Below are 24433 nucleotides of genomic sequence, written 5' to 3'. Positions count from 1 at the left end.
GGGGGGGGGGGGGGGCGGGCGCGCCGGGGGCCCGGGCCGGCCCGGCGCCGGCGGAACCGACCCGCCCATGAGCCCGCGCCCGCGGCCCCCCGGGGGCGGTACCGGCGGCTAGGCTGCGGATCATGCTCGTAGCCGCCGCCGTCTGCCCCGCCCCGCCGCTCCTCGTGCCCGAAGTGGCCGCGGGGGCCGCCACCGAACTGGGCGACGCCCGTACCGCCTGCTCCGACGCCCTCGCGGTGCTCGCCGCCTCCCGCCCCGACCTGCTCGTCGTGGTGGGCGCCGCCGAGGAGGGCGAATCCGGGCCCTACCCGCAGGGCGCCGGCGGCAGCTTCCGCCGCTTCGGCGTCGCGGTCGACGTACGCCTCGGAGACGGTGACAGCGCCGGGGACGGGGACGGAGGTACGGGCGCGCGCCCGCTGCCCGCGTCGCTGGCCGTCGGGGCCTGGCTCCTCGACCACGCCCGCTGGGGCGCCGCACCCCTGGAGGCGCTCGCGGTACCCGAGGCGCTCGGCACCGACCGCTGCCTCGCGGCGGGCCGTGAACTCGCCGCGCGCGCCGGACGCGTCGCCCTCCTGGTCATGGGCGACGGCAGTGCCTGCCGGACCGTGAAGGCGCCCGGCTACCTGGACGAGCGCGCCGCCCCCTTCGACGCCGCCGCCGCCCGCGCCCTCGCCGACGCCGACACCGCCGCGCTCGCCGCCCTCGACGCAGGCCTCGCCCGCGAGCTCCTCGCCGCCGGCCGGGCCCCCTGGCAGGTGCTGGCCGGCGCCGCCGAGGGCGCCGGCCTGGGCGGACGGCTGCTCTACGAGGACGCCCCCTACGGCGTCGGCTACTTCGTCGCCGCCTGGTCCTGACCGTTCCGAACGGCCTGACTGGCCCGCCTGGTCCTGACCGTCCTGATCGTCCTGACCGACCCGACCGACCTGACCGGCCTGACGCCTGACCGGCCGAGGCCCCTGCCCCGGGAACGGAAACGGGGGAGGGACGTGGAGCCCGTCGGCCCCGCGTCCCTCCCGGACCGCGGGTCAGGAGGCGGCCGGCGGCGTCGGCCCGTCGGGTGCGTCCTTGTGCGCGATCTTGCCCAGGGCTTCCTTCGCCTTGCCCGTGCCGGACGTGATCTTGCCGCGGTACTTGCCGTGCGTCTTGGAGTCAACGGCCTTCGCGACCTTGTCCAGACCCTCGCCGATTCTGCCCTCGTTCCTGTGCGCGAGGTCGCCGACCTTCTCCTTCGCCGGAGCGAGCTTGGCCTTCAGTGTGTCCAGCAGGCCCATGGGTCACCTTCCCGTGCCGATGGCTACGTGCGGGCGCCCTCGCCGGCTTCGCTGTCCGCCGCGGCCTGCGCCGACTGCTGCTGGAATCCGCGCGGACTCCGTCGTCACGTCCTCCATCGCGACGTCATCGGCCGCCACGTCGCCCTTGCGACGAAAAACCGATCAAAAACGCCCATCCCTACTGCCCCTCACGTTACTCGTGCGGGTGAAGTTCCGCCCGGCCCGACCGCGCCGGCGCCGGGCGTGCGCCCGGCGGAACCACGTCAGTGGAACGATCGCGCCCTCGCACCGTCACGTAACTCGATCGGGTGCATGCCGGATGGTTTGCGAGACTGGGGCGGTGAGCAAAGCAGCCCCCGCCCCGCGGGTCATCGCCGTCGTCGGCCCCACCGCAGCCGGAAAGTCCGACCTGGGCGTGGCCCTGGCCCGCCATTTCGACGGCGAGGTGGTCAACGCCGACTCCATGCAGCTCTACCGCGGGATGGACATCGGCACCGCCAAACTGACGGAAGAAGAGCGCGGCGGGGTCCCGCACCACCTCCTCGATATCTGGGACGTGACCGAGACGGCCAGCGTCGCCGAGTACCAGCGCCTGGCCCGCGCCGAGATCGACAGGCTGCTCGACCAGGGCCGTACGCCCGTCCTCGTCGGCGGATCCGGGCTGTACGTCCGCGGCGCCCTCGACGCCATGGAGTTCCCCGGCACCGACCCCGACGTCCGCGCCCGGCTGGAGGAGGAGCTCGCCGAGCGCGGCTCCGGCGTCCTGCATGCCCGGCTCGCCGCGGCCGACCCGGCCGCGGCGCAGGCGATCCTGCCCAGCAACGGCCGCCGCATCGTCCGCGCCCTCGAGGTCATCGAGATCACCGGGAAGCCGTTCACCGCCAACCTGCCCGGCCACGAGTCCGTCTACGACACCGTCCAGATCGGCGTCGACGTGGACCGCCCTGAGCTCGACGAGCGGATCGCGCGGCGCGTGGACCGGATGTGGGAGGACGGGCTCGTCGACGAGGTCCGGGCCCTGGAGTCCCGCGGCCTGCGCGACGGAATCACCGCCTCCAGGGCGCTCGGCTACCAGCAGGTGCTGGCCGCCCTGGCCGGCGAGTGCACCGAGGACGAGGCCAGGGCCGAGACGGTCCGGGCCACCAAGCGGTTCGCCCGCCGCCAGGACTCCTGGTTCCGCCGCGACCCCCGCGTGCACTGGCTCAGCGGAGCCGCCGCGGACCGCCGGGAACTCCCCGGACTCGCGCAGTCGTTGGTCGAACGAGCGGTTACAGCCTGATCACGTGATGGCATCGGGACGCCCCGCGCGCGCGTTCGGGGCCCCGGACCGTGCCATCATCAAATTCCGCGGGTGTGGTCACCGGCGGTGAACGGCAGCATGCGAAGTCCGAGTGGGGAGGGCGCGTGGCGATGGAGGCCGGCCCTCGTGACACCGGGCGGGACGGGACGCGGGGAACGACGGACCCGGCGGTCCTCGGCGATCCCGCCGTCCCCGAAGAGCTCGGGCTGCCCGCTGACCCTGCCCGGCTGACCTCCGACGGCCCGGACGCCGCAGGCTCCGGCGAGGGCGAGGACGCGGGAGGCCCCGAGTTCGAGGTCGAGCTGCGCCCGCAGCGCCGGTTGCGCATCTGGCAGATCGCTCCCATCGTGATGCTGGCCGCTGCCGGCTCCTTGATGTTCGCCTTCCCCCTGGCCTTCGAGTTCGGCGACGGCGGAGCCGTGGTCGCCATGCTCGGCTTCCTGATCAGCTGCTGCGCGGGGGGCTGGGGCATGATGGCCGCGCGCCGCGTCGGCTACACCTGGCCCGGGCTCCCGCCCCGGGGCAGCGGCCGCCGCCCCGACTGGCGCATGGCCGCGCTGTACGCCCTGGTCGTGCTGGCCGTCGTAGGCCTCGCGGTCTACCGGGTGGCCCGCCTCCGGTAGCACCCGGCCCCGCCGTGCCCGCTTCGGCGGCCGTGCCCGCCGACCTGGCGGAACCGCCTCTCGGTACGATGGGCCCGTGACGCAGACCAGCCTCTCCTTCCTCAAGGGCCACGGCACCGAGAACGACTTCGTGATCGTCCCGGACCCGGACAACGCCGTCGACCTGCCCGCCCACGCCGTCGTCCGGTTGTGCGACCGGCGCGCCGGCATCGGCGCGGACGGAGTGCTGCACGTCGTCCGGTCCGCCGCCCACCCCGAGGCCGCGCACATGGCCGACGAGGCCGAGTGGTTCATGGACTACCGCAACAGCGACGGCTCCGTCGCCGAGATGTGCGGCAACGGCCTCCGCGTCTTCGCCCGCTACCTCCAGTACGCCGGACACGTCGAGGCCGGGGACCTCGCCGTCGCCACCCGCGGCGGCGTCAAGCAGGTGCACCTCGACAAGACCGGCGACGTCACGGTCTCCATGGGCCGCGCAGCCCTCCCGGAGGAGCAGGTCACCGTCGTCGTCGGCGACCGCGCCTGGCCCGCACGCAACGTGAACATGGGCAACCCGCACGCCGTCGCCTTCGTCGACAGCCTCGACCACGCCGGAAAGCTGCTCGACGCGCCCCAGTACAGCCCCGCCGAGGTCTACCCGGCCGGCGTCAACGTGGAGTTCGTCATCGACCGCGGCCCCCGGCACGTCGCCATGCGCGTCCACGAGCGCGGCTCCGGCGAGACCCGCTCCTGCGGCACCGGCGCCTGCGCCGTCGCCGTGGCCGCCATCCGCCGCGACGGCGCCGACCCCGCCGTCACCGGGCAGCCCGTCACGTACACGGTCGACCTCCTCGGCGGCACCCTGCTCATCACCGAACACCCCGACGGCCGGATCGACATGACCGGACCTGCCGTGATCGTGGCAGCGGGGGAGCTCGACCCCTCCTGGCTGACCGAAACGGTCTTCGCCTGAAGATTCCCTCTCCTGGGTGATCCGTTTCACGCTCAGCGAGAGGCGGACTGCGCCACGTGGTGGGGCCGGTAGCATCAGACACCGGCCCTGAGGGCTCACCCCATGCCCGCCGCAGCCGGTCGAAGCCGCCGGAGGTGCCCATGAGTGCAGAGGCCACGAACCCCGAAGCACGACCCGAAGTGCGCCCCGAGCTCCGCAGACGGGGCCGGACCCGCATTGACCTGCGCCGACTCGGGCGCGCGGCCCTCCTCGGGCCCACGCCCCGGGACCGGCTGCCCGATGCCATCGGCCATGTGGCCGAGGCGCACCGCGCCCACCATCCCGACGCGGACCTGTCCATCCTGCGCCGCGCGTACGTGCTCGCGGAGTCCTCGCACCGCGGCCAGATGCGCAAGAGCGGTGAGCCGTACATCACACACCCGCTCGCCGTCACCCTGATCCTCGCCGAACTCGGGGCCGAGACCACCACGTTGACGGCCTCCCTCCTCCACGACACCGTCGAGGACACCGACGTGACCCTCGATCAGGTCCGCGCCGAGTTCGGGGACGAGGTCTGCTTCATCGTCGACGGCGTCACCAAGGTCGAGAAGATCGACTACGGGGCGGCCGCCGAGCCCGAGACCTTCCGCAAGATGCTCGTCGCCACCGGCAACGACGTCCGCGTCATGTCCATCAAACTCGCCGACCGGCTCCACAACATGCGCACCCTCGGCGTGATGCGCCCCGAAAAACAGGCCCGCATCGCCAAGGTCACCCGGGACGTGCTCATCCCGCTCGCCGAACGGCTCGGCGTGCAGGCGCTGAAGACCGAACTGGAAGACCTCGTCTTCGCGATCCTGCACCCCGAGGAGTACGAGCGCACCCGCGCCCTCATCGCGGCCCACGCCGGAGAGGCCGACCCGCTGCCCGGCATCGCCGACTCCGTACGGGCCGTCCTGCGCGACGCCGGCATCGCCGCCGAGGTCCAGGTACGGCCCCGGCACTTCGTCTCCGTGCACCGCGTCGCCCTCAAACGCGGCGAGCTGCGCGGATCCGACTTCGGCCGCATCCTCGTCCTCGTCGGGGAGAACGCCGACTGCTACGGGGTGCTGGGCGAGCTGCACACCTGCTTCACCCCGGTCGTGTCGGAGTTCAAGGACTTCATCGCCGCCCCGAAGTTCAACCTCTACCAGTCCCTGCACACCGCCGTCGCCACCCCCGACGGGTACGTCGCCGAGGTCATCGTCCGCACCCGGCAGATGCACCGCGTCGCCGAAGCCGGTGTGATCGCGCTCGGCAACCCGTACACCGCCCCCGCCCCTTCGGCCGCCGCTGCGGCGGACGGCGACGAGGAGCGCGTCGACCCGACCCGGCCCGGCTGGCTGGCGCGGCTGCTCGACTGGCAGCGCTCCGCACCCGACCCCGACGCCTTCTGGAGCGGGCTGCGTGCCGAGCTCGCCCAGGACCGGGAGATCACCGTCTTCCGCGCCGACGGGGGCACGCTCGGCCTGCCCGCCGGGGCCACCTGCATCGACGCCGCCTACGCCCAGTACGGGGAGACCGCCCACGGCTGTATCGGCGCCCGGGTCAACGGGCGCCTCGCCTCCCTGGGCACCCGGCTGTCCGACGGGGACACCGTGCAGCCGCTGCTCGCCCAGGACTCCTCCTCCGGGCCCGCCGCCGAATGGTTGGAGCACGCCGAGACCCAGGCCGCCCGGATCGCCATCAGCAGCTGGCTCCGGGACCACCCCGACGGGGCCACCCCCACCACCACGCCCGCCCGGGCCCCGCTGTCGGTGGTCGGGGCCCGCGGTGGCGGCGGCAACGCCGTGGCCGACCTGCCCGACGCCACGGTGCGGCTGGCCGGCTGCTGCACGCCGGTGCCGCCGGACGAGGTCGCCGGGTTCGTGGTCCGGGGCGGGGCCGTCACCGTCCACCGCGTCGAGTGCGCCGCCGTCGCCCAGATGCGCTCGCTGGGGCGCACCTCCGTCGCCGTGCACTGGCGGGCCACCGCGGACTGCCGGGTCACCCTGACCGCGGAATCGTTCGGCCGCCCGCACCTGCTGGCCGACCTGACCGAGGCCATCGCCCGTCAGGGGGTCGAGGTCGTCTCGGCGACCGTGGAACCGCCCGTCGAACAGCGGGTCCGGCACACCTACACCCTCCAGCTTCCGGACGCGTCTGTCCTGCCGGCGCTGATGCGGGCGATGCGGGACGTGCCCGGGGTCTACGACGTGGACCGGGCATAGGACGGGGGCCGGCCCCCGGGGGGGGGGCCGGGCGGGGGTGAGCCCGCCGGGACGGGGCCGCCGCGGGAAGGGGGTCGCGGGACGGGGCCGCGGGAAAGGGGCGCCGGCGGGGGATCTGCCGCTCGGCGGCCGGGCCGGCGCCGGAAGGTCCCGTTCGGGTGGACCCGTTGCGCGCCGTACCCGGGCACCCGGCGGGCGCTGGTATGCGGTGGGGGATGCAGCTCACCTCCCCGCGCCTGCGCGCCGCCCTGCTCGCCGCGGCCTCCCTCACCCTCACCGCCGCCGTGCTGCCCCCGCCGACGCCGCTCGGCATCGGCGACACGCTCTTCCCGCAGCTGGGCAACCCCGGGTACGACGTCCTCGCGTACGACCTGTCCCTCACCTACCGGGACAACACGACCCCCCTCGACGCGGTCACCCAGATCGACGCGCGCGCCCAGGAGCCGCTGGAGCGGATCAACCTCGACTTCACCCACGGCACCGTCGCCTCCGCCGAGGTCAACGGGCAGCCGGCGCGCTTCGAGAACGCCGGCGAGGACCTCGTGCTCACCCCCGCCGCCCCGGTGACCCCGGGCAGCCCGCTGCGCATCACGATCAAGCACACCAGCGACCCGCGCGGCATCGCCGACGGCGGCTGGGTGCCCACCGAGGACGGCCTCGCCATGGCCAACCAGGCCGACGCCGCCCACCGCGTCTTCCCGTGCAACGACCACCCCGCCGACAAGGCGTACTTCACCTTCCGGATCACCGCCCCCGCTGGACTCACCGCCGTCGCCAACGGCCTGCCGGGCGCCCTTCCGGCCCGTACGGCGACGGGCGCGACCACGTGGAGGTACCGCACCCTGCACCCCATGGCCACCGAGCTCGCACAGGTATCCATCGGCGACTCGGCCGTCGTGCACCGCACCGGACCGCACGGGCTGCCCCTGCGCGATGTCGTCCCGGCCGCCGACCGCGAGCGGCTCGAGCCCTGGCTGAAGAAGACCCCGGGACACATCGAGTGGATGGAGAAGCGGGTCGGACGCTACCCCTTCGAGACCTACGGGGTGCTGATCGCCAGGGCCAGGACCGGCTTCGAGCTGGAGACGCAGACCCTCTCGCTCTTCGAGAGCGGCATCTTCTCCGGCGAGGGCTACCCCGAGTGGTACGTCGAGGCCGTCATGGTCCACGAGCTCGCCCACCAGTGGTTCGGCAACAGCGTCACCCCGCGCACCTGGTCCGACCTGTGGCTCAACGAGGGACACGCCACCTGGTACGAGGCCCTGTACGCCGACGGCCTCGGCACGTACTCCCTGGAACGGCGCATGCGCGAGGCGTACCAGCGCTCCGACCAGTGGCGCGCGGCCGGCGGGCCCCCGGCGGCACCGAAGCCTGCCGCCCCCGGTGAGAAGATCGGACTCTTCCGGCCCGCGGTCTACGACGGTGCCGCCCTGATCCTGTACGCCCTGCGGCAGGAGATCGGCGCCGCCGCCTTCGACCGGCTGGAGCGGCGCTGGGTCACCGAGCACCGGGACTCCGTCGCCGGCACCCAGGACTTCGTCCGCATGGCCTCCGACGTCGCCGGACGGGACCTGAAGCCCTTCCTGGAGCCGTGGCTGTACGGGAAGACGACCCCCGCGATGCCCGGACATCCGGAATGGGGCGGCCCGAAAAGCGTGTGACCCGGCGGGAACGGGCATGTCACCATCGACAGGGCCGCTCGCCGGAGGGAATCTTCCGGTGACGTGACCCGTTGACCGTGACAGTACTGTGTCGCCTGTGGCGAACGCGGTCAGCGGAGCTGTGGCCAGGAGTGACGCCCCCGGCCGCCGGTCCTGCGGTCCGCGGCCACCCGATGCGGGCCATTCGACACCGACGTAAGGATCCCATGACCTCCTCTTCTTCCCCTTCCCAGGACGCGCGGGACGCACAGGACGACGTGCGCGCCCAGCAGAGCTTCACCGAGGGCCTTCGGGCCGACGCCCTGATGGAAGAGGACGTCGCCTGGAGCCACGAGATCGACGGAGACCGCGACGGCGACCAGTTCGACCGCTCCGAGCGCGCCGCACTGCGCCGCGTCGCCGGCCTCTCCACCGAGCTCGAAGACGTCACCGAGGTCGAGTACCGACAGCTGCGCCTGGAGCGCGTCGTGCTCGTCGGCGTGTGGACCTCCGGCACGGTGCAGGACGCCGAGAACTCCCTCGCGGAGCTCGCCGCCCTCGCCGAGACCGCCGGCGCCCTCGTGCTCGACGGCGTGATGCAGCGCCGCGACAAGCCGGACCCGGCCACCTTCATCGGCTCGGGCAAGGCCCAGGAGCTGCGCGACATCGTGCTGGAGAGCGGTGCCGACACCGTCGTCTGCGACGGTGAGCTCAGCCCCGGCCAGCTCATCGCCCTCGAAGACGTCGTCAAGGTCAAGGTCGTCGACCGGACGGCCCTGATCCTCGACATCTTCGCCCAGCACGCCAAGTCCCGAGAGGGCAAGGCGCAGGTCGCCCTCGCGCAGATGCAGTACATGCTTCCGCGCCTGCGCGGTTGGGGTCAGTCGCTGTCCCGGCAGATGGGCGGCGGCGGCGGTGGCGGCATGGCCACCCGCGGCCCAGGTGAGACCAAGATCGAGACGGACCGGCGACGGATCCGCGAGAAGATGGCGAAGATGCGCCGGGAGATCGCGGAGATGAAGACCGGTCGCGACATCAAGCGGCAGGAGCGGCGCCGCAACAAGGTGCCCGCCGTCGCCATCGCCGGCTACACCAACGCCGGCAAGTCCTCGCTGCTCAACCGTCTCACCGGCGCGGGCGTGCTCGTGGAGAACGCCCTGTTCGCCACCCTCGACCCGACCGTGCGCCGGGCCGAGACGCCGAGCGGCCGGGTCTACACCCTGGCCGACACGGTCGGCTTCGTCCGGCACCTGCCCCACCACCTGGTCGAGGCGTTCCGCTCCACGATGGAGGAGGTCGGCGACTCCGACCTCATCCTGCACATCGTGGACGGCTCGCACCCGGCCCCGGAGGAGCAGCTGGCGGCCGTACGTGAGGTGATCCGCGAGGTCGGCGCGACCGACGTGCCCGAGATCGTGGTGATCAACAAGGCCGATGCCGCGGACCCGCTGGTCCTGCAGCGGCTGCTGCGCATCGAGCGGCATTCCATCGCCGTCTCGGCCCGCACCGGACACGGCATCGAAGAGCTCCTGCGGCTCATCGACGCCGAACTGCCGCGGCCCGCGGTGGAGGTGGAGGCCCTGGTGCCGTACACGCACGGTTCGCTGATCGCCAAGGCGCACGCCGAGGGCGAGGTGATCTCCGAGGAGCACACCCCGGAGGGCACCGTCATCAAGGTGCGCGTCCACGAGCAACTGGCGGCGGAGCTCTCCCCGTTCGTCCCCGCGAGCCGGTGACCGGCGCGTACGTGGACTGAAGACGCGGACTGAAGACGCGGACTGAAGACGCGAACTGAAGACGCGGACTACGCGAACGGAAGACGCGGGCTGAAGACCGAGGCCCCCTGCACGAAATCGTGCAGGGGGCCTCGGCCGTGCGTGCGTCACCGGGACGCGGGGCTCACTTGAACTTGGCGCTCACCGCGTCGAAGATCCCCTTGGCCTCGGGGCCGAGTCGCGGCCCCGCCAGCCAGCCCGCCTTGGCGGGGCCGATCGAGGTGTTCGAGATCAGGACCGGCTTGCCGTCACTGCCCGTCGCGACCCAGCCGCCGCCGGAGGCACCGCCCGTCATCGTGCAGCCGATGCGGTACATCACCGGCTCGTTCGCCTTCAGCGACAGCCGGCCCGGCTTGTCCGTGCACTGGTAGGCCTTCTGACCGTCGAACGGGGCCGCCGCCGGGTAGCCCGTCGCGGTCATGCCCGCCACCTTCGGCACCGCCGGAGCGTTGAACTCCACCGGGAGCGCCCCGCCGACCGTCTCCTCCAGCGACTTGCCCGAGCTCTTCTCCGGGGTCACGTGCAGCACCGCGAAGTCGTACGGGGCGCCCGCGCCGCCCGTCGGACCACCCTGCTTGATCCACTGGTCCGAGGTCTGCGCCCAGTCGCTCCACCACACGCCGTACGGGGCCACCTCCTGCCGCGGGGCGCCCTTGAGCTGCGCCGACGGCTTGCCCGCGTTGTTGTACGACGGGACGAAGGCGATGTTGCGGTACCAGCCGCCCGCCTTGCCCGCGTGGACGCAGTGTCCGGCGGTCCACACCATGTTCGACTTGCCCGGGTGGGCCGGGTCCTTGACGACGGTCGCCGAGCACACCATCGAGCCTTCGGGCCCGTCGAAGAAGACCTTGCCGGAGTACGGGACGCTCGAGTGGTACGGCGTGGCGGCCGGCTTCGCCGCAATCGGCGCCGGGGTGGGGTCGGTGACGCCCTGGTCCTTGCCGGCGTCCGGGTCGATGGCCGGCGGCTGCGGGACCTTGGCGGCCTCGCGCATGCGGTCCGGGTCCCACAGGCCCTCGATGACCGGGTTGATGTAGTCGCCGGCCTCGCGGAGCCAGTCGTCCTTGTTCCAGTTCTTCCACTCACCTCCCCGCCACTTCTCCAGGTCGATGCCGTGCTCCTTGAGCTTGTCCTTGAGCTGGTCAGGGATCTTGATCCCCTCGGTTCCTGCCGGGACGCTCGCCGCCACGGTCGGCTTGGCGTCTCCGCCGGCCTCCCCGTCGCCGGGTCCGCAGGCGGCGGCGGTCATCGCAAGTGCCGCCGCGCACAGAATCGCGGTGACCGGTCGGTTCGGTCGCATGTCGTCAATCCCCCTGGTGGTTCCGGGCGTGGGAGGCGGCCGCGGTGGGGTGCGGGCCGCCGAAAGTGCAGCACCCCACTATGCCGCTGCTGTTGGGGACGGCACAGCCGGGGCCCGCGGTTCCCGGATGGCGCCCGCTGGCGCGCCACAACACAAGGATCTTGTGGTCGCCCGTGTTCAGCCGCCGTCACCGTCGTTGGTACGTACGGGGGATGGGGCGCCGCGTTCGTGTTCGAGGCGCAACCGGTAGAGCAGTCCGTGCGGGAGGTCCGACACTCGTGGCGTTGACCGAGCATGACGTGGCGTCGGGCGACGGGTCGGTGCCGGCCGGCCGCGCGCCCTTGACGCCGCAGCCCGGCGGGACCCCGGTACAGGTCCCGGTGCAGGGGAGCCGAGCGGCGCCGGAGCGCGCGGGCCGCGGGGGTGCGGGCCCCTGCGCCGGCTCCGGGAGCGCGGGCTCCGGGGGTGCGGGCCCCGGGGGTGCGGGCGGTGGTGGTGCGGAGGCGGCGGAGGGCATCCTGCGGCGCCATGCGGTGCGGGAGTCGGCCGCACGCACGTACGCACACTCCCTGCCGATCGTTCCGGTCCGCGCCCGCGGCCTCACCATCGAAGGCGCCGACGGACGCCGCTACCTCGACTGCCTCTCCGGCGCGGGCAGCCTGCCCCTGGGCCACAACCACCCGGTGGTGCTCGAAGCCGTCCGCGGTGTCCTCGACTCCGGTGCCCCCCTGCACGTCCTGGACCTGGCGACTCCGGTCAAGGACGCCTTCACCACCGAGCTGTTCGCCACCCTCCCCGGCGAACTGGCCGCCGACGCCCGCATCCAGTTCTGCGGACCCACCGCGGCGGACGCGGTCGAGGCCGCACTGAAACTGGTCCGGGCCGCGACCGGGCGCTCCGGGCTGCTCGCGTTCACCGGGGCAGGCCACGACGTGGCGCCCGACGTACGGGTGACCCGGCTGCCGTACCCGCACGACCTCCGTTGCCCGTTCGGCGTCGGAGGCGCCGAGGGAGCCCGGCTCGGCGCCCGCTGGACCGAGAGCCTCCTGGACGATCCCCAAGGCGGGGTGCCGGCCCCGGCCGGGATGCTCGTCGAGCCGGTGCAGGGCGAGGGCGGAGTCCTGCCCGCCCCGGACCCCTGGCTGCGCCGCATGCGCGAGATCACCGAGGTGCGCGGGATCCCGCTGATCGCGGACGAGGTACAGACCGGCGTCGGCCGGACCGGGGCCTTCTGGGGAGTCGACCACGCGGGGGTGGTCCCGGACGTGATGGTCATGTCCAAGGCGATCGGCGGCAGCCTCCCGTTGGCGGTGGTCGTCTACCGCTCCGGCCTGGACGCCTGGGCCCCCGGCGCCCAGGCCGGCACCTTCCGCGGCAACCAGCTGGCCATGGCCGCCGGCACCGCCACCCTGGCCTTCGTACGGGAGCACCGTCTCGCCGAGCGGGCCGGCGCGCTGGGAGCGCGGATGCTCACCGCCCTGCACGGCCTGACCGGAGACCACCCCTGCATCGGGGACGTCCGCGGCCGGGGCCTGATGATCGGCGTCGAGCTCGTCGACCCCGAGACCCGGGCCGCCGCCCCCGACCTCGCAGCGGCCGTCCGGCAGGAGTGCCTCAGGCGGGGCCTGATCGTCGACCTCGCCGGCCGCCACTCCAGCGTCGTACGCCTCCTGCCCCCGCTGACCCTCACCGACGAGCAGGCCGGGGCCGTCCTCGACCGCCTCGCCGACGCGATCCCCGCCGCCGCAGCCCGCCGCCCCCACTGACCCACCCCGAGGACCCCCATGCCCGACCCCGCCACCCAGCCGCCCCGGCCGGCCGCCCCCGAGCTCCCTGCCAACACCAGACACTCCATCCAACCGGCCGGCCCGGACCCCACGGCCGAGCCCACACCCCCGTGCCCCGCCAACCAGCAGCCCCGACCGCACCGCGCCGAAGCCCTGACCCAGACCGTGCCCCACCCCCCAGCCGGTCAGCAGCCCAACCCGAAGACCGTGCCCACAGGTCCGACGCCGCCGCCCGAGCCGCAGCCCCCGCAGCCAGGCCTGGGACAGACCGTGCAGAACCCCGCCCAGCAGCCCGGCCCGACGTCCGATCCAGCAGGACCGGCTCCCACAGCCGAGCCCACCCCCCTCCCGCCCGCTCCCCTCCGGCCCGCCGACCACCTGGCCCGGCCAACCGCTGCCGAGGACCCCGCCCCCAAGACCGATCCGGCAGGGCGGGCGCCGACGACCGGCCTCCCGCCCCTCTCTCCGCCCGACCTGCGAGCCCGGCCAACCCCGGCACGGGGCCCGGGGCAGATCGTGCAGAACCCGCCCACGGCCCAACAGCCCAGCCACAGGGACGAGCCGACCGGGCCGGGGCCCACGGCCGGGCTGGTGCCTGTGCCACCCATCGGCCGGCTGGCCCGGTCGATCCCTGCCGCGGCTCCCGCCGGGCCGTCGCACCCCTCTGCGGCGGCCCATCAGGCCGGCCCGAGCCCCGAGCCGGCGGGGCCGGAACCGATGCCTGGCCCCCCGCCCCTGCCGCCAGCCGGTCAGGTGTCCCGGCCGACCTCTCCCGGGGCCCCCGATCGGCCTGCGCACCACCTGCCGGTCGCGCAGCCCAGCCCGAAGGCCGAGCAGGCGGGGCCGCACCAGCACGGCGCCGCGGCCGGGGACGCGGGGTATCCCGTGGACCGGCCGTACGGGGCCGCTGGAGCGGGAGACCTCGGGCAGTCCGAGCAGCGCACTCCAACTGCCCGACCGTCCTGCCCGGCGGCCGGGCAGGGTTCCGGACCCGGAGCAGCGCACCCGACCGCAGGCGCCCCGCAGGGCGACCCGGCCGGGCTCGTCGGGCCGGGAAGCGCCCCGTCGGCGGTCGAACGCGCCGGGCCGGGCAGGGGCCTGGAGGCGCCGCCGGAGCCGGGTACGGCGGCGGTCCCGCATGTCGACCTGCGGCACCCCGCGCCCGCCGCGCCCCGAGCCGGGGCTCCGACGGCCCGGGCCACGGAGCCGGGGCGTTCCGAATCGGCCCGGTATGACCTGCGGGCAGGCTCCGCGGGCACCCCGGCCGAGCCGGCTGGTGCGGCGCAACCAGCTGCCGTGCAGGGCTCTGGCGGCCCCGGGGCTCCGGACGCGGACGGCCCCCCGGCACAGCGGGTTCCGCCCGCGGGGGGTGCGCAGGTGCCCGGACACCCTGCCGCACCTCCCGAGCCGCAGCGCCCGGCAGCGGCCGAGGCTCCACAGGCCGACCGGGATGTCGGCGGCGCGACGGCCGATCCCGGGCCGGGCACCGGGAACACCGCCTCGGATCCGACTGCTCAGGCTCTCCCGCAGCAAGACCGCGGCGGCCCTGCCCGGCCGGAGGGCCACCCGTACGGGGCCGGTCCCGCCGGGGGAGGAGACGGGGGCGGGGCCGGGTCGCACTCGGCGGCGCCGCCGCTGCTCCCGGCTGCCGGGGCCCTGGTGCCCCGCCAGAACCACGGCGCGTTCCGCCCCCGCGTGGGCTGTGCGGGCCCGGTCGGCCTCGAACCCGCGATGCTGCCCGACTTGTTGGACCACCCCGACCCGGCCACCGCCGCGGAGGCGGCGACGGTGGAGAACCTCCTGCGGTGTTGGGTCCGCGAGAACGGCATCGGCCGCCCCGACGGCCCCGCCGGCACCGTGCTGCGCATCCCCCTTCCTGCGTCCGGCACCGCCCTGCTCGTTGCCGTCCGCCACTGGTCACCTTCCGGTTGGCACCGCTTCGCGCCCGCCCGGCTCGAAGGCGCCCCCGTCCACGCCCCGGCCTTGGACGCCGTCACCCTCGTCTCGCTCTTCGCCCGCGAGGGCAGCCCCGTCGGACCCTTCGGCCGCGGCGGCACCGCCCTCGCCGGCCGGGTAGCCGACTCGGTGCGCCGAACCGCCGAGTTCATCGCCGACCGGCGCGCACGGCCCACCCCGCCCGCCCCGATCGCCGGTGACCACTTCCTCACCGCCGAACAGTCCCTCCTCCTCGGTCATCCCCTCCAACCCGATCCGAAGAGCTGCGAGGGACTCTCCGCGATCGAAACGCGCCGCTACTCACCCGAACTCCACGCCTCCTTCCCCCTGCACTGGTTCGGTGTCGCCCCTGCCGCCCTCGCCACCGACTCCGCCTGGACCGAACGCGGCCGCCCCCTGACCACAGCCCGGCTCCTGGGCCGATTCGCCCCCGAACTCCCGCTGCCCGACGACACCACCCCCCTTCCCGTCCACCCCTGGCAGGCCCGCGACCTGCTCCAGCGCCCAGCCGTCACCGCCCTCCTCGACGCCGGGCTCCTGCACGACCTCGGCCCGCACGGCGAGCCCTGGTATCCCGCCTCCTCCGTCCGCACCGTCTACCGCCCCGGTGCCCCCGCGATGCTCAAGCTCTCCCTGGGCCTGCGCATCACCACCTCCCGCCGGGAAGACCCCCGCAAGGAACTCCACCGCGGTGTCGAGATGCACCGGCTGCTCCGGACCGGCCTCGTCGAACAGTGGAGGGCATCCCACTCCCGCTTCGACATCGTGCGCGACCCCGCCTGGGCCGCCGTCGATGCCCCGGACGGCACCCCCGTCCCCGGACTCGACGTCGTACTGCGCCACAACCCCTTCCTCTCGCACGACGACGCCCTGTGCGTCGCCGCCCTCACCGCGCCCCGCCCCTGGCCGGGCCGGACCACGAGGCGTTCACGGCTTGCCGAGACCGTCTTCCGGCTCGCCGCCACTACCGGACGGCCGATCTCCGCCGTGGCCGCCGAGTGGTTCCTGCGCTATCTCGACCAGGTCGTCCTGCCCGTCCTCTCTTTCGACGCGCTCGCCGGGATCGCCCTCGAAGCCGACCAGCAGAACACACTGGTCGTGCTCGACCGGCCCGGCTGGCCCGTCGGCGGCCGGTACCGCGGCGACCAGGGCTACTGCTTCCGCACGTCCCGCCGGGCGGAACTCGAACGCCGGCTGCCCGGCATCGGCAGCGCCAGCGACACCTTCGTCTCCGACGCCGTCACCGACGAACGCTTCACCGCCTCCCTGGGCATCGACAACGTGTTCGGTCTCATCGGGGCCTTCGGGTCCCAGCGGCTCGCCGACGAACGCGTCCTGCTCGCCGCCTTCCGCCGCTTCCTCGGCAAGGCCTCCAGCCTCGGCCCCCTGCCCGCGCGGCTGCTCGACTCACCCACCCTGCGCTGCAAGGCGAACCTGCTCACCCGCCTGAACGGCCCGGACGAACCCGGCGGCTCCGCCGACCCCCAGTCCGTCTACGTCACCATCACCAACCCCCTCCACGATTGAGCCCGATGCCTTCCATCGAAATCGAAACCCCCGCCCCGGCGGCGGGGCACCCCCGCGCCCACACGGACGCCTTCCGCTTCGATGCCCGGCTGCTGCCCCTGCTCGCCGAAGCCGAGCTGCTCGACTCGCCGGCCGGATGGGGCAGCGTCACCACCGCGGCCGGGCCCTTCCGCCTGGAACCCGTCCGCCTCGCCCGCGACCTGGAACTCCTTACCCGGTGGATGAACGACCCCGATGTGGCCGCGTACTGGAAACTCGCCGGCCCCGCCTCCGTCACCGTCACACGCCTGCGGGCCCAGCTCGACGGCGACGGCAGCAGCATCCCCTGCATCGGCTACCTCGACGGCATTCGGATGAGCTACTGGGAGATCTACCGGGCCGACCTCGACCCGCTCGCCCGCCACTATCGGGCGCGCCCCCACGACACCGGTCTCCACCTGCTCATCGGAGACGGCACGAATCGCGGTCGCGGCCTGGGCGCGATCCTGCTGCGTGCCGTCGCCGACCTGGTGCTCGACAACCGCCCACGCTGCACCCGCGTCATCGCCGAACCGGACATCCGCAGCACCCCCTCCGTGTCAGCCTTCCTGGCTTCCGGCTTCCGCTGTTCCACCGAGATCGACCTCCCCCGCAAGCGCGCCGCCCTGATGATCCGGGAGCGGGCGCTGCGCAACCTCATCTGATGCGCCGCCTCACACCGGGGAATCCCGACGCCGCATCCCTCCTCTGCCTCTGGTGCCACCGCGCCCTCCTCGGTCCTTCTCCCCACTCCTTTCATCTCGAAGAACTCTGCGCCGCGCAGCAAGGTTCCTGAGGTCCGGGGATTCACCCGGGAGGGTGAGGCGGCCCTCCGCGGGCACTCGCCGCACGTGCCCGGGCCCTGCGCAGAGCCGCCAGACAATGAGGCGACGGGCACCCTTGTCTCGGCCATGCATCCCTGCTGTGGCCGTCACTGTCGGTGGCGCCCCGTAGGGTGGGAGGTGCTATGACGAAGCCCTCCCTCACCGACCTGCTGCACGCCGCCGTCTCCGCCGTCGGAGGCACGGAGCGGCCCGGCCAGGTCGCCATGGCCGAAGCCGTCGCCGAAGCGATCGACGACAACGCCCACCGGCTCATCCAGGCCGGCACCGGCACCGGAAAGTCCCTCGGCTACCTGGTACCGGCTCTCGCGCACGGCGAGCGCGTGGTCGTCGCCACGGCGACCCTGGCGCTGCAGCGGCAGCTGGTCGAGCGTGACCTGCCGCGGACGGTGGAGGCGCTGCACCCGCAGCTGCGCCGCCGCCCGCAGTTCGCCATGCTCAAGGGGCGCTCCAACTACCTTTGCCTGCACCGGCTGCACGAGGGCGCACCGCAGGACGAGGAGGACGGCCTCTTCGACCAGTTCGAGGCGGCTGCCCCGACCAGCAAGCTCGGGCAGGACCTGCTGCGCCTGAGGGACTGGGCCGACGAGACGGAGACGGGCGACCGCGACGACCTCACACCCGGCGTCTCCGACCGCGCCTGGAGCCAGGTCTCGGTCTCCTCCCGCGAGTGCCTCGGCGCGTCGAAGTGCGCGTACGGCGCCGAGTGCTTCGCCGAGGCCGCCCGGGAGCGGGCCAAGCTCGCCGACGTGGTCGTCACCAACCACGCGCTGCTGGCCATCGACGCGATCGAGGGTGCCCCCGTCCTGCCCCAGCACGAGGTGCTGATCGTGGACGAGGCGCACGAGCTCGTGTCCCGCGTGACCGGGGTCGCCACCGGCGAGCTCACCCCCGGCCAGGTCAACCGCGCCGTGAAGCGTGCGGCGAAGCTGGTCGACGAGAAGACCGCCGATGCCCTGCAGACCGCCTCGGAGTCCTTCGAGCGGGTCATGGAGTTGGCCCTCCCCGGCCGGCTGGAGGAGATCCCGGAGGACCTCGGGTACGCACTGACCGCCCTGCGGGACGCCGCCCGCAATGTGATCTCCGCGATCGGTGCGACCCGGGACAAGTCCGTCGCCGACGAGGACGCCGTACGCAAGCAGGCACTCGCCTCCGTGGAGAACGTCCACGCCGTGGCGGAGCGGATCATCGCCGGATCCGAGTACGACGTCGTCTGGTACGAGCGCCACGACCGTTTCGGCGCCACCCTCCGTGTGGCCCCGATGTCGGTGTCCGGACTGCTGCGGGAGAAGCTGTTCGAGGACCGTTCCGTGGTCCTGACCTCGGCGACCCTCAAGCTGGGCGGGGACTTCAACGGGGTCGCGGCCTCGCTGGGACTGTCCCCCGAGGGTGTGGAAGCGGACGACGCACCACTATGGAAGGGTCTGGACGTCGGTTCGCCGTTCGACTACCCCAAGCAGGGCATCCTCTACGTCGCCAAGCACCTGGCCACGCCCGGCCGCGAGGGCACCCGCGGCGACATGATGGACGAGCTCGCCGAGCTGATCGAGGCGGCCGGCGGCCGCACCCTCGGCCTGTTCTCCTCCATGCGCGGCGCCAAAGCGGCCGCCGAGGAGCTCCGCGGCCGGCTCGACCACCCGATCCTGCTGCAGGGCGAGGAAACCCTGGGCGAGCTGATCAAGACGTTCGCCGCCGACCCGAAGACCTGCCTGTTCGGGACGCTGTCGCTGTGGCAGGGCGTGGACGTGCCCGGACCGAGCTGTCAGCTCGTGATCATGGACAGGATCCCGTTTCCGCGCCCCGACGACCCACTGATGAGCGCGCGCCAGAAGTCGGTCGAGGAGCACGGGGGCAACGGATTCATGGCGGTCGCCGCCACGCACGCCGCGCTGCTGATGGCGCAGGGCGCGGGCCGGCTCGTCCGGGCGTCCGGAGACCGGGGCGTGGTGGCGGTCCTCGACCCCAGGCTGGCCACGGCCCGCTACGGGAGCTTCCTGAAGGCCTCGCTCCCGGACTTCTGGTACACCACGGACCGCAACCAGGTCCGCCGCTCCCTCGCCGCCATCGACACGGCCGCCAAGGCGGACGGGAAGTAACAGCGGGGGAAGGCCCGCGCAAGGCCAGTGGCAGCGGCGTCCCCACACGACGAAGCCGCCGGCACCCGGACCAGAAGGAGTCCGGGTGCCGACGGCCGTGAGCTCGGCGGCTGCAAGCTCTGCGCCGGCAAGGGATACAAGACAGCTCCGGGACCGGCGCAGTGAGTCCCGGAGCTGGACAGGGGCGCGGGCTCAGACCCGGCGCAGTACGGCGACGACCTTGCCGAGGATGGTGGCCTCGTCGCCGGGGATCGGCTGGTACGCCGCGTTGTGCGGGAGCAGCCAGACGTGGCCGTCCTCGCGCTTGAACCGCTTGACCGTGGCCTCGCCGTCGAGCATCGCCGCGACGATGTCACCGTTCTCGGCGACCGGCTGGCGGCGGACGGTGACCCAGTCGCCGTCGCAGATCGCGGCTTCGATCATCGAGTCTCCGACGACCTTGAGGACGAAGAGCTCACCGTCGCCGACGAGCTGGCGGGGGAGCGGGAAGACGTCCTCCACCGACTCTTCAGCGAGGATCGGGCCGCCGGCCGCGATCCGTCCCACCAGAGGAACGTACGAGGCGGCGGGCTTCCCGGTGGTGTCGGTGGGCTGTGAGCTGGGCTGGTCCGACGCGCGGACCTCGTAGGCCCGGGGCCGGTGCGGGTCGCGCCGCAGGAACCCCTTGCGCTCCAGGGCCATCAGCTGATGGGCGACGGACGAGGTGCTCGACAGGCCCACCGCCTGACCGATCTCCCGCATCGACGGCGGGTAGCCCCGGCGCTGCACGGAGTCGCGGATGACCTCGATGACCCTCCGCTGCCGATCCGTGAGCCCGGAGCTGTCGGCGCGGATGCCTGGAGGGCGCCCTGGCAGCGAGCGCGCGGGCCGGACGGACTCCGCGTCCGGGTTCAGGCTTGCTTCGTTCATGGCGTGCACCGGGTCGAGTCGGCTCTGGGAGCGGTTCTGGGTAGTGATGGCGGCACTGTCTGCGGTCGTGGTCACGTCGGCGGCCCCTCTCGAAATGTTCTCCCTAGCTGGACAACGGTAGTTGCTTTCGAAAGGTTGCGCCAAACACACGTTCGAGTGAAAAATCGCAGATCGCCCGCCGTGGCCACATCGAGAGGTGTATAGCAGTGGATGATCCACCGAACGCGGGTTCGGTCCTGCATCCCCTGTTTACGGTACCCTTCCGGCGCGGATCGGCGCCTTCCGGTCCCGTGCCAGTGTGGCACCGCGCATCCCTTCCGCCTGGTCATCGGGCCGCGACACGCGGTAGCGGGCTCCATCCGCCGCAACCCCATATCTAGTGGTTGGATGAGCGAGGTCACCCATAACTTGTGTTTCAGTGGGCTCACGAGGCCCTCGGAATCGCATATGCTTGTGGCTGCTCCGCGAGCCCCCGACAGGGTGAGTCCCTGTCGTCCAGGGCGTGGCGGGGTGATTCAGTCGTGCCGAAAGGGAGGGTGAAGGAACCCATGCACTGCCCCTTCTGCAGGCACCCCGACAGCCGCGTCGTCGACAGCCGTACCACCGATGACGGCACGTCGATCCGCAGACGCCGTCAGTGCCCGGACTGCTCCCGTCGCTTCACGACGGTGGAGACGGCCTCGCTGATGGTGATCAAGCGCAGCGGGGTCACCGAACCCTTCAGTCGCACCAAGGTCATCTCCGGCGTGCGCAAGGCGTGCCAGGGGCGGCCCGTCACCGAGGACGCCCTCGCCAAGCTCGGCCAGCGGGTCGAGGAGGCGGTGCGCGCCACCGGCAGCGCCGAGCTGACCACCCACGACGTGGGTCTGGCCATACTCGGCCCGCTCCAGGAACTCGATCTGGTCGCGTACCTGCGGTTCGCGTCCGTGTACAAAGCGTTCGACACCCTCGAAGACTTCGAGACCGCCATCGCAGAACTGCGTGACCGGCGGCCTCGCCCTGAAGAGTGCGAGTCCGCAGGGGCCGTCCCGGTCCCCGTGCCCGCCTCCGCCGCCGACTGACCGGACGGCCGCGCGCCCGGCGCGGCCCGTCTGCTCGGCCTGGCGCTGCTCCCGGTGGTAGCCGGGGGACTCCCGGTGTAGCCGGGAACGAAGAAACGTAACAAGACACAGCACTGTGCCGCGGAATATCGCTGGCACTTTAGGGCGTTTTTGCCCGCATATGGGAGGCAGGCGGCATGACAGAGACGGCGAGCAGCTCGGCACGTGGTTCCCGCACCAAGGGAACCAAGGGCGCCAAGGGCGGCCTGCGGATCGAGCGCATCCACACCACCCCGGGCGTGCACCCGTACGACGAGGTGAACTGGGAGCTCCGTGACGTCGTCATGACCAACTGGCGCGACGGCTCGGTCAACTTCGAGCAGCGCGGCGTCGAGTTCCCCGACTTCTGGTCGGTGAACGCGGTCAACATCGTCACCAGCAAGTACTTCCGCGGCGCCGTCGGCACCCCCCAGCGCGAGACCGGTCTGAAGCAGCTCATCGACCGCATCGTGAAGACGTACACGAAGGCCGGTGAGGACTACGGCTACTTCGCGTCCCCCGCCGACGCGGAGATCTTCGAGCACGAGCTGACCTACGCCCTCCTGCACCAGATCTTCAGCTTCAACTCCCCGGTGTGGTTCAACGTCGGCACGCCCCAGCCGCAGCAGGTCTCCGCCTGCTTCATCCTGTCCGTCGACGACTCCATGGAGTCGATCCTCGACTGGTACAAGGAAGAGGGCATGATCTTCAAGGGCGGCTCCGGCGCCGGCCTGAACCTCTCCCGCATCCGCTCCTCCAAGGAGCTCCTCTCCTCCGGTGGCAACGCCTCCGGCCCGGTCTCCTTCATGCGCGGTGCCGACGCCTCCGCCGGAACGATCAAGTCGGGCGGCGCCACCCGCCGCGCGGCCAAGATGGTCGTGCTCGACGTGGACCACCCCGACGTCGAGGACTTCATCGAGACCAAGGTGAAGGAGGAGGAGAAGATCCGCGCCCTGCGCGACGCGGGCTTCGACATGGACCTGGGCGGCGACGACATCACGTCCGTCCAGTACCAGAACGCCAACAACTCCGTCCGCGTGAACGACGAGTTCATGACCGCCGTCGAGAACGGCACCTCCTTCGGCCTGCGCGCCCGCATGACCGGCGAGGTCATCGAGGAGGTCGACGCCAAGGCGCTCTTCCGCAAGATGGCCGAGGCCGCGTGGGCCTGTGCCGACCCGGGCATCCAGTACGACGGTGTGATCAACCGCTGGCACACCTGCCCCGAGTCCGGCCGCATCACCGCGTCGAACCCGTGCAGCGAGTACATGCACCTGGACAACACGTCCTGCAACCTCGCCTCGCTGAACCTGATGAAGTTCCTCGACGACGACGGCAAGGGCAACCAGTCCTTCGACGCCGCGCGCTTCGCCAAGGTCGTCGAGCTCGTCATCACCGCGATGGACATCTCGATCTGCTTCGCGGACTTCCCGACGCAGAAGATCGGGGAGAACACCCGCGCCTACCGCCAGCTCGGCATCGGCTACGCCAACCTCGGCGCCCTGCTGATGGCGACCGGCCATGCGTATGACTCGGACGGCGGCCGCACGCTCGCCGCCTCCATCACCTCGCTGATGACCGGCACCGCGTACAAGCGCTCCGCCGAGCTGGCCGCCATCGTCGGCCCGTACGACGGCTACGCCCGCAACGCCGACGCCCACAAGCGCGTCATGAAGCAGCACGCGGACGCCAACGGCGCCGCGCCGCGCACCGAGGACCTGGACAACGCGATCTGGGCCGCGGCCACCGAGGCATGGCAGGACGTCCTGCGCCTCGGCGAGAAGAACGGCTTCCGCAACTCCCAGGCCTCCGTCCTCGCGCCGACCGGCACCATCGGTCTGGCGATGTCCTGCGACACCACCGGTGTCGAGCCGGACCTGGCCCTGGTCAAGTTCAAGAAGCTCGTCGGCGGCGGCTCCATGCAGATCGTCAACGGCACCGTTCCGCAGGCCCTGCGCCGCCTGGGCTACCAGGAGGAGCAGATCGAGGCGATCGTCGCCCACATCGCCGAGCACGGCAACGTGATCGACGCCCCCGGCCTGAAGACCGAGCACTACGAGGTCTTCGACTGCGCGATGGGCGAGCGTTCCATCTCCCCGATGGGCCACGTCCGCATGATGGCCGCGATCCAGCCGTGGATCTCCGGCGCCATCTCCAAGACGGTCAACATGCCGGAGACGGCGACCGTCGAGGAGGTCGAGGAGATCTACTTCGAGGCCTGGAAGCTCGGCGTCAAGGCCCTCGCGATCTACCGCGACAACTGCAAGGTCGGCCAGCCCCTCTCCGCCAAGAAGAAGGAGCAGGAGAAGGCCGAGGTGACCGAGAAGGCCGAGGACACCATCCGCGCGGCGGTGGAGAAGGTCATCGAGTACCGCCCGGTCCGCAAGCGCCTGCCCAAGGGTCGCCCGGGCATCACCACCTCCTTCACGGTCGGTGGCGCCGAGGGCTACATGACCGCCAACTCCTACCCCGACGACGGCCTGGGCGAGGTCTTCCTGAAGATGTCCAAGCAGGGCTCCACCCTCGCGGGCATGATGGACGCCTTCTCCATCGCCGTCTCGGTCGGCCTGCAGTACGGCGTCCCGCTGGAGACCTACGTCTCGAAGTTCACCAACATGCGCTTCGAGCCCGCCGGCATGACGGACGACCCGGACGTGCGGATGGCGCAGTCGATCGTCGACTACATCTTCCGCCGCCTGGCCCTGGACTTCCTGCCGTTCGAGACCCGCTCCGCCCTCGGCATCCACACCGCCGAGGAGCGCCAGCGCCACCTGGAGACCGGCTCGTACGAGCCCCTCGAGGAGGAGATCGACACGGAGTCCCTGGCCCAGTCCGCCCCGCTGGCCTCCGTTCCGGCGGCTCCGAAGGCGCAGGCCGTGACCGTCCCGGCGCCGAAGACGGCGCACTCCAGTGCCGAGCTGGTCGAAATGCAGCTCGGTGTCTCCGCCGACGCCCCGCTCTGCTTCTCCTGCGGTACGAAGATGCAGCGCGCCGGCTCCTGCTACATCTGCGAGGGCTGCGGCTCCACCAGCGGTTGCAGCTGATCCGCGGCGCCGCGGCCCGGGGGGGGGGGTTGGGCACGCGGGCGCCCCGCGCCGCGGGCGCTGGGGGGATGGAGCGCGGGGGGGCC

The 24433-nt window shown here is 72.7% G+C and carries 16 protein-coding genes; 13 read left to right on the top strand and 3 right to left on the bottom strand.

The annotated features are described in order from the left end of the window. Positions 1-122: 122 nt before the first annotated feature. Positions 123-854 (top strand): hypothetical protein, encoded by a 732-nt coding sequence (locus ACFVGY_RS05825; protein ID WP_385671546.1) that lies wholly within the window; start codon positions 123-125, stop codon positions 852-854. A 171-nt stretch (positions 855-1025) separates the two neighbouring features. On the opposite strand, the gene ACFVGY_RS05820 is transcribed toward ACFVGY_RS05825, so the two are convergent. Beyond that, entirely contained in the window at positions 1026-1271 is a 246-nt protein-coding gene (locus ACFVGY_RS05820; RefSeq protein WP_385671543.1) for an antitoxin, read from the bottom strand. A gap of 340 nt (positions 1272-1611) precedes the next feature. On the opposite strand from ACFVGY_RS05820, the gene miaA reads away from it, so the two are divergent. From miaA to hflX, 6 genes are all read left to right on the top strand, one after another. After that, on the top strand, positions 1612-2550 hold the full coding sequence (gene miaA / locus ACFVGY_RS05815; RefSeq protein WP_385671540.1) for a tRNA (adenosine(37)-N6)-dimethylallyltransferase MiaA: 939 nt from the start codon (positions 1612-1614) through the stop codon (positions 2548-2550). Between the two features lie 131 nt (positions 2551-2681). Next, complete coding sequence (locus ACFVGY_RS05810) at positions 2682-3194, top strand: hypothetical protein (RefSeq protein WP_385671577.1); 513 nt, start codon at positions 2682-2684, stop codon at positions 3192-3194. Between the two features lie 76 nt (positions 3195-3270). Beyond that, the gene (gene dapF / locus ACFVGY_RS05805; RefSeq protein WP_385671537.1) at positions 3271-4146 is read left to right on the top strand and encodes a diaminopimelate epimerase; all 876 of its coding nucleotides are present in this window, start codon (positions 3271-3273) and stop codon (positions 4144-4146) included. A 140-nt stretch (positions 4147-4286) separates the two neighbouring features. Then, positions 4287-6374, top strand: coding sequence for a RelA/SpoT family protein (locus tag ACFVGY_RS05800; protein WP_385671534.1), 2088 nt, complete (start codon positions 4287-4289; stop codon positions 6372-6374). 215 nt (positions 6375-6589) lie between these two features. Beyond that, positions 6590-8035, top strand: a complete 1446-nt coding sequence (locus ACFVGY_RS05795; RefSeq protein WP_385671532.1) for a M1 family metallopeptidase — start codon at positions 6590-6592, stop codon at positions 8033-8035. Between the two features lie 206 nt (positions 8036-8241). Then, positions 8242-9750 (top strand): GTPase HflX, encoded by a 1509-nt coding sequence (gene hflX, locus ACFVGY_RS05790; RefSeq protein ID WP_385671529.1) that lies wholly within the window; start codon positions 8242-8244, stop codon positions 9748-9750. A 163-nt stretch (positions 9751-9913) separates the two neighbouring features. Here the strand turns inward: hflX and ACFVGY_RS05785 are convergent, their stop codons facing one another. Continuing rightward, positions 9914-11089, bottom strand: coding sequence for a trypsin-like serine peptidase (locus ACFVGY_RS05785; RefSeq protein ID WP_385671526.1), 1176 nt, complete (start codon positions 11087-11089; stop codon positions 9914-9916). Positions 11090-11301: 212 nt separating this feature from the next. Here ACFVGY_RS05785 and ACFVGY_RS05780 point away from each other — a divergent pair, with 212 nt between their 5' ends. From ACFVGY_RS05780 to ACFVGY_RS05765, 4 genes are all read left to right on the top strand, one after another. Continuing rightward, on the top strand, positions 11302-12855 hold the full coding sequence (locus ACFVGY_RS05780) for an aminotransferase class III-fold pyridoxal phosphate-dependent enzyme (protein ID WP_385671523.1): 1554 nt from the start codon (positions 11302-11304) through the stop codon (positions 12853-12855). A gap of 1680 nt (positions 12856-14535) precedes the next feature. Then, positions 14536-16359 carry an IucA/IucC family protein gene (locus tag ACFVGY_RS05775; RefSeq protein ID WP_385671520.1) on the top strand — a complete coding sequence of 608 codons (1824 nt, stop codon included), beginning with the start codon at positions 14536-14538 and terminating at the stop codon, positions 16357-16359. Between the two features lie 5 nt (positions 16360-16364). Further along, positions 16365-17042, top strand: a complete 678-nt coding sequence (locus ACFVGY_RS05770) for a GNAT family N-acetyltransferase (RefSeq protein WP_385671517.1) — start codon at positions 16365-16367, stop codon at positions 17040-17042. A 302-nt stretch (positions 17043-17344) separates the two neighbouring features. Then, positions 17345-19315: an ATP-dependent DNA helicase gene (locus ACFVGY_RS05765; RefSeq protein WP_385671514.1), complete on the top strand. Its 1971-nt coding sequence runs from the start codon at positions 17345-17347 to the stop codon at positions 19313-19315. A 192-nt stretch (positions 19316-19507) separates the two neighbouring features. Here ACFVGY_RS05765 and lexA read toward each other — a convergent pair whose 3' ends face one another. Further along, the gene (gene lexA / locus ACFVGY_RS05760) at positions 19508-20299 is read right to left on the bottom strand and encodes a transcriptional repressor LexA (RefSeq protein WP_360629321.1); all 792 of its coding nucleotides are present in this window, start codon (positions 20297-20299) and stop codon (positions 19508-19510) included. Between the two features lie 473 nt (positions 20300-20772). On the opposite strand from lexA, the gene nrdR reads away from it, so the two are divergent. Further along, positions 20773-21285 (top strand): transcriptional regulator NrdR, encoded by a 513-nt coding sequence (gene nrdR, locus ACFVGY_RS05755; protein ID WP_385671511.1) that lies wholly within the window; start codon positions 20773-20775, stop codon positions 21283-21285. A gap of 176 nt (positions 21286-21461) precedes the next feature. Next, a complete protein-coding gene (locus ACFVGY_RS05750) occupies positions 21462-24347 on the top strand; it encodes a vitamin B12-dependent ribonucleotide reductase (protein WP_385671509.1) in 2886 nt (961 codons plus the stop codon). Positions 24348-24433: the final 86 nt, after the last annotated feature.

Origin of the sequence: Streptomyces sp. NPDC127106, from assembly GCF_042677605.1 — a bacterium.
Lineage (GTDB): Bacteria > Actinomycetota > Actinomycetes > Streptomycetales > Streptomycetaceae > Streptomyces.
Note: the sequence above shows the minus strand (reverse complement) of the source record. Positions and strands in the feature narration are given on the sequence as shown.